The organism is Sphingomonas sp. ABOLE, from assembly GCF_003950455.1.
In the GTDB taxonomy this organism is placed as follows: Bacteria; Pseudomonadota; Alphaproteobacteria; order Sphingomonadales; family Sphingomonadaceae; genus Sphingomonas; species Sphingomonas trueperi.
On record NZ_QQWY01000036.1, the window covers coordinates 41,319 to 47,516 of the forward strand.

At 71.1% G+C, this 6,198-nt stretch carries 8 protein-coding genes and 1 pseudogene; all 9 read left to right on the top strand.

Annotation, left to right across the window (positions count from 1 at the left end; genetic code table 11):
- Positions 1–163 precede the first annotated feature (163 nt).
- Positions 164–655, top strand: a complete 492-nt coding sequence (locus CA234_RS18615; RefSeq protein ID WP_126002457.1) for a hypothetical protein — start codon at positions 164–166, stop codon at positions 653–655.
- Between the two features lie 50 nt (positions 656–705).
- On the top strand, positions 706–1,962 hold the full coding sequence (locus CA234_RS18620) for a terminase family protein (RefSeq protein ID WP_126002462.1): 1,257 nt from the start codon (positions 706–708) through the stop codon (positions 1,960–1,962).
- A gap of 192 nt (positions 1,963–2,154) precedes the next feature.
- Positions 2,155–2,445, top strand: coding sequence for a hypothetical protein (locus CA234_RS18625; protein ID WP_241213577.1), 291 nt, complete (start codon positions 2,155–2,157; stop codon positions 2,443–2,445).
- The gene (locus CA234_RS18630; RefSeq protein WP_126002458.1) at positions 2,442–3,542 is read left to right on the top strand and encodes a phage portal protein; all 1,101 of its coding nucleotides are present in this window, start codon (positions 2,442–2,444) and stop codon (positions 3,540–3,542) included. The genes CA234_RS18625 and CA234_RS18630 overlap by 4 nt, the downstream gene beginning before the upstream one ends.
- Positions 3,539–3,847 carry a DUF6127 family protein gene (locus CA234_RS18635; protein ID WP_125975572.1) on the top strand — a complete coding sequence of 103 codons (309 nt, stop codon included), beginning with the start codon at positions 3,539–3,541 and terminating at the stop codon, positions 3,845–3,847. The genes CA234_RS18630 and CA234_RS18635 overlap by 4 nt, the downstream gene beginning before the upstream one ends.
- The gene (locus CA234_RS18640; RefSeq protein ID WP_125975574.1) at positions 3,844–4,212 is read left to right on the top strand and encodes an HK97 family phage prohead protease; all 369 of its coding nucleotides are present in this window, start codon (positions 3,844–3,846) and stop codon (positions 4,210–4,212) included. Before CA234_RS18635 ends, CA234_RS18640 begins: the two co-directional genes overlap by 4 nt.
- A gap of 85 nt (positions 4,213–4,297) precedes the next feature.
- Positions 4,298–5,269 (top strand): phage major capsid protein, encoded by a 972-nt coding sequence (locus CA234_RS18645; protein ID WP_241213578.1) that lies wholly within the window; start codon positions 4,298–4,300, stop codon positions 5,267–5,269.
- 16 nt (positions 5,270–5,285) lie between these two features.
- The gene (locus CA234_RS18650) at positions 5,286–5,552 is read left to right on the top strand and encodes a hypothetical protein (protein ID WP_126002460.1); all 267 of its coding nucleotides are present in this window, start codon (positions 5,286–5,288) and stop codon (positions 5,550–5,552) included.
- 139 nt (positions 5,553–5,691) lie between these two features.
- A pseudogene (locus CA234_RS18655) lies at positions 5,692–6,198 on the top strand (hypothetical protein); the annotation flags it as partial.

A 6,198-nucleotide genomic window follows, 5' to 3' on the forward strand; every position in this document is an offset into this window, starting at 1 on the left:
ATAGGACTTCAAAGAACCAAATAGGATAAATTCTCTTGACATCGTCACGCTCCTGTGGCACAAAACAGGAACGCTGAAGAATTGCGAGTCGCCGAGGGCGGCTCTGGTGAGCGGGCCGGGCACCTTGGTGCTGCGGCCCGTTTGCATGTTCGGGAGAGCGCGGATGGGACTGACGATTTCGGCAGGCAACCAGCGGCGGCGGCAGATGCACCACGTGAAGGCGTCCGGCTGGACGAGCAAGAAGCGGCAGATCTTTCTCGATACGCTGGCGGTGACCTGCAACGTCAACATCGCCTGCGCGGAGGCGGGCATGTCGCGGTCGGGCGCATATTATCTTCGCAGGCGCGATCCGGAGTTCGCCGAGCTTTGGCGCCAGGCGCTGCTGATGGGCTATGACCGGCTGGAGGAACGCCTGTTGCGCCGCGCCGGCGCGGGCGTGAACGAGATCGAATTCGGCGGGGGCGACGCGCCGGAGGATCCGCTCGATCCGGACCTGGCGCTGTCCCTTTTGCGCGCCCATCGCCCGACCGTGGAGGGTCGGCGCAAGCGGCCGGGCGGCGAGATCCACCGCATGAGTCGCGAGGAGGCGCAGGCGGCACTCGCCAGGCGGCTGGATGCGCTGGAGAAGCGGCTCAAGGCAGAGCAGGGCCGGTGAGGGATCCGCTCGAGCGGCTGGCGCTGCTGCCGCGCAAGGAGCGCGATCGGATGCTGGAGCGCATGTCCGACGCCGAGATCCGCGTGTTCAACGAATGGTGGGAGCGCTGGGCGCATGAGGGCCAGTTCTGGCCCGACGGCGACTGGCGGGTGTGGCTGATCCGCGCCGGGCGCGGCTTCGGCAAGACGCGGGCGGGCGCCGAATGGGTGAGCCAGATGGCGCGCGACGTGCCCGGTGCCCGGATCGCGCTGGTCGGCGCGACGATCGAGGATGCGCGACGGGTGATGGTGGAGGGCCCCGCCGGCCTGCTCGCGCTGGGGCTCGAGGGGGAAACGCTCGACTGGCGTTCGACTGCGGGCGAGCTGGTGTTCGGATCGGGCGCCCGCGCACTGGTCTATTCGGCCGAGGCGCCGGAGAAACTGCGCGGCCCCGAGCATGACTTCGCCTGGGCGGACGAGCTGGCCAAATGGTCGGCGAGCACGGCCGACGCGACCTGGGACAATCTGATGCTGGGGATGCGCCGCGGCGAGCAGCCGCGGGTGGTGGTCACGACCACGCCGCGGCCGGTGAAGCTGATGCGGCGGGTGATGGCGATCCCGCGCCCGGCGCTGCACGAGACAAGGGGGCGGACGCGGGACAATATCCATCTGCCGCGCAGCTTCGTGGAGGCGATGTTCGCCGAATATGCCGGCACGCGGCTCGGGCGGCAGGAGCTGGACGGCGAGATGATCGACGATGTCGCCGGCGCATTGTGGCCGCGTGCGCTGATCGAGCGCCAGCGCCGCGCGGTCGACGTGCCCTTGGTGCGGGTGGTGGTCGGGGTCGATCCGCCGGCCGGGACCGAGGGCGATGCCTGCGGGATCGTCGCGATCGGGCTGGGCGAGGACAAGCACGGCTATGTGCTCGCCGATGCCAGCGTCGCAGGGCTCGGCCCCGAAGGCTGGGCGGCGGCGGTGGCGGACTGCGCGGCGCGGTTCGAGGCCGAGTGCGTGGTGGCGGAGAAGAACCAGGGCGGCGCGATGGTGGGAAGCGTGCTCAAGGCCGCGGACAGCGCGCTGCCGCTCCGGCTGGTCCATGCCAGCCGCGGCAAGGTGGTGCGCGCCGAGCCGGTGGCGCTGCTCTACGAGCGCGGGCTGGTGTGGCACGCGAGCGTGTTCGCCGAACTGGAGGCGGAACTGGCCGGGCTGCAGGCGTGCGGCGGCTATGAAGGGCCGGGGCGCTCGCCCGACCGCGCCGATGCGCTGGTCTGGGCGGTGACCGAGCTGATGCTCGGCCGGCGCGGCAAAGCGGCGGTGCGGGTGGTGTGAGGCCCCAGATCCTCCCCGGTACGGGGAGGGGGACCGCGCGGCGCAGCCGCGTGGTGGAGGGGCCGCGCCGTAAGGCGCGGTGTGCCCAAGCCGCCCGATACCGCCGCGTGCCGCGGCGGCCCCTCCACCATTCGCTGGCGCGAATGGTCCCCCTCCCCGCTCCGGGGAGGATTTAGACACAGGAGAAACGCAATGCGAAACTGCATGGCTGCAGGGCTGCTCGCCCTGCTGACGGGCGCGTGCGCGCTCAATGCGCAGACCGGCATCGCGGTGGGCGCCGGCGTTACCGTCGCGGTGAACGACCGTGACGGCGACGGCATGCTCGATGCCGCCGAGGTGCAGGCGCTGATCGCGAAGGTATTTCCCCCCGACAAGCTGACCGGCGGGTTCTGGGACGGGATGCGCGCCAGCCTCACCGCTGCCTATTGGGCACGCGACCTGGACCAGGATGGCAAGCTCAGCGTCGCGGAGCTGGCGCGATGAAGTGGTTCGGGCGCAAGGCCGCGCGCGAGGGGCAGCGGCCGGCGCTGGCGCGGGGCGGCTGGGGCAGCTTCGGCGACTGGCCGCGCAGCTACGAGGTACAGCTGCGCGAAGGCTATTGCCAGAACCCGGTGGCGCAGCGCGCGGTGCGGCTGGTGGCGGAGGGCGTCGGCGGCGCACCGCTGACCGGCACCGATCCGGCGCTGGTGGCGCTGGTCGCCGCCCCCTCGGGCGGGCAGCGGCTGCTCGAGACGCTGGCGGCGCAGCTGCTGCTCCACGGCAATGCCTATGTCCAGCTGCTCACCGACGCGGCCGGGCAGCTCCAGGCGCTCTATGCGCTGCGCCCAGAGCGGGTGACGGTGGAGCCCGATGCGGCGGGCTGGCCGGTCGGCTATCGGTATCGGGTCGGCGAGCATGTCACCCGGCTGGCGGCGGACGATGGCGGGCGGCCGCAGATCGTCCACCTCCGCGCCTTTCATCCCGCCGACGACCATTATGGCCTGGGCTGCCTGGATGCAGCGGCAGGTGGGATCGCGATCCACAATGCGGCGACGCGGTGGAACAAGGCGCTGCTCGACAATGCCGCGCGGCCGAGCGGGGCGCTGGTCTATGATCCGGGCGACGGCTCGGCGCTGGCGCCCGACCAGTTCGCCCGGCTCAAGGACGAGATGGAGGCCGGGTTCGCCGGCGCCGCCAATGCCGGGCGGCCGATGCTGCTCGAAGGCGGGCTCAAATGGCAGGCGATGAGCCTGACCCCCGCCGACATGGATTTCGTCGGGCTGAAGGCGGCGGCGGCGCGCGAGATCGCGCTGGCCTTCGGGGTGCCGCCGATGCTGCTCGGGCTGCCCGGCGATGCCGCCTACGCCAATTACCGCGAGGCCAATCGCGCGCTGTGGCGGCTCGCGATCCTGCCGATGGCCGAGCATCTGCTCGGCGGGCTGGCGCAGGGGCTGGGCGCCTGGTTTCCGGGCGCCGCGCTCGCGGTCGATCTCGATCGGGTGACGGCGCTGGCCGAGGAGCGCGAGCTGCTCTGGCGGCAGGTCGCGGGCGCCGATTTCCTGACGAGCGAAGAGAAACGCAAGATGGTGGGGTTGCCATGACCGATGGAACGATGCTCGGCCAGCTGATCGCGCAGGCCGAAGAGGAAGGCGCCGAGCTGACCACGCTCCGCGCCATTGCCGAAGAGGCAGGCACCGTGGGCGCGAACCGCGCGCTGGCCCGGCTGGGGCTGGAGGATGCGGGTGCGGCCAAGGACATGGCCGAACTGCGCGAGCTGCTGAGCGCGTGGCGCGATGCCAAGAAGTCGATGATCAAGGCGGTGATGCAGTGGCTGGGGCGGACGATGGCGGCGCTGGTGCTGGTGCTGCTGGCGCTGCGGCTGGGCTTTCCCGGCTGGCTGAAATGAGCGTGCGCTTCGCCGGCTATGCGGCGGTGTTCGATCGCGAGGATCGCGGCGGCGATGTGGTGCGGCGGGGGGCGTTCGGGCCGGTGGGGCCGGTGCCCTTGCTCTGGCAGCATCGCGGTGCGCCGGTCGGCACGATCGAGGCGATCGGCGAGGATGCGCGCGGGCTGCGGGTGATCGGCCGGGTCGAGGATCCGCGGCTCGCGGCGCTGGTCGCCGAGGGCGCGGTGGCGGGGCTGTCCTTCGGCTACCGCGTGGGCGCCGCGCGGCGCGGCCGGGTGCGCGAGCTGACCGCGGTTCGGCTGATCGAAGTGAGCCTGGTGGCCGAACCGATGCAGCCGCTCGCGCGGGTGCATGCGGTCGGCTGAGTTTTCCGATTTTCTGAGGTGGGAGAAGACCATGGATGCGATCGAATCGAGCTTCGAACAGGTGACGCTGCCGCCGGTGCGGCCGATGCTGGCGGGCGGCCGGCCGGTGTCGAGCGCGGCGTTCGACGGCTATCTGCGCGGCGGCGTGGAGACCAAGGCGCTGTCGGGTGCGAGCGGCGCCGAGGGCGGCTATGCCGTGCCGCGCGAGATCGACGCGCAGATCGACGTGACGCTGCAGGCGATCTCGCCGATCCGCAGCATCGCCAATGTCGTGAAGGTGGGGTCGAGCGGCTATCGCAAGCTGGTCGCGAGCGGCGGCTTCGACAGCGGCTGGGCGTCCGAGACCGCGGCGCGCCCGGTCACCGCGACGCCGGTGTTCAACGAAGTCGCGCCGCCCTTCGGCGAGCTCTACGCCAACCCGGCGGCGAGTCAGGCGATGCTCGACGACGCGATGTTCGACGTGGAAAGCTGGCTGGCCGGCGAGATCGCCCGCGAATTCGCCCAGGCCGAGGGCACGGCGTTCGTCAGCGGCAGCGGCACCAACCAGCCCAAGGGCTTCCTCGCGGTGCCGACCTCGACGGCGGCGGATGCGACCCGCGCCTTCGGCACGCTGCAATATCTGGCTACCGGCGCGGCGGGTGCCTTCGCGGCGAACCCGGAAGAGAAGCTGATCGACCTGGTCCAGGCGCTGCGCGCGCCCTATCGCCAGGGGGCGAGCTGGGTGATGAATTCGGCGACGCTCGCGCGGATCCGCAAGTTCAAGACCAGCGACGGCCAGATGCTCTGGCAGCCCGGCATCGCCGCGGGCCAGCCGGCGACGCTGCTGGGGTATCCGGTGGTCGAGGCCGAGGACATGCCGGACATCGCCGCCAACGCCTTCTCGGTCGCCTTCGGCAATTTCCAGGCGGGCTATCTGATCGCCGAGCGCGGCGACACCCAGCTGCTGCGCGATCCCTATTCGAACAAGCCCTTCGTCCATTTCTACGCGACCAAGCGGCTGGGCGGCATGGTGAGCAATTCGGAGGCGATCAAGCTCCTCAAGTTCGCCGCGAACTGAGCCGGAGGAGGAACCAATGGCAGACAGTTTCGCAAACCGGGCCGACCATGTCGCGGCCCCGGCGACCTCTGCGATCCCGGTGGTGCCGAGCGACACCACGGCGCTGACCGACATCCCCAAGGCGCTTTATGTCGGCACCGGCGGCACGGTGACGATGCGCGGGGTCAACGGCAGCGTCGACACGGTGTGGAAGAACGTGGCGAACGGCACGATTCTGCCGTTCCGCGCGCGCTATGTGCGGGCGACCGGCACCACCGCCGCCGACCTGCTGGCGCTCTACTGATGGACGGGCTTTCGCTGTCCCTCCCGGCGGCGGCGCGCCGGCGTGCGCCGCCGCCGGCTGGGGCTGGGCTCTCGACGCGGGTCGACCGCACCACCAGCACCGTGGATTCCACGCTGCGCAGCACCGACAGGAGCTGAGCATGGCCAAGCAGAGCATCAATGTCGGGGCCGTCGCCAATGACGGCACCGGCGATACCGAGCGTGCCGCCTGGATCAAGGCGAACGCCAATTTCGACGAACTCTATGACGGCGCCGCGCGGCTGCCCAAGATCGAGAAGACCGCCGCCTATACGGCGTCGACCGACGATTGCGGCAGCTCGATCCGCGCCGATGCGAGCGATGGCGCCTTCGCGATCACCCTGCCGGCGAGCGCGGTGCGCGAGGGCGACTTCCTGCGCGTCCACAAGGGCGACGCCAGCAGCAATCGGGTGACGGTGCGCAATGCGTCGGCAAGCGACCTCGCCTGGCTGTCGGCGCAGGGCGACGCGGCGTGGTTCGTCTGGTGGCAGGGCGCGTGGGAGGCGTTCGACTGGCGGATCGCGCCGCTGCGGATCGTCTATGCGAGCTCCGCCACCAGTACCCGGCCCCCGCTGGCGATCGGGCTGGAGGTGATGGCGATCGGCGGGGGCCGGGTACTGGTGGCGGAG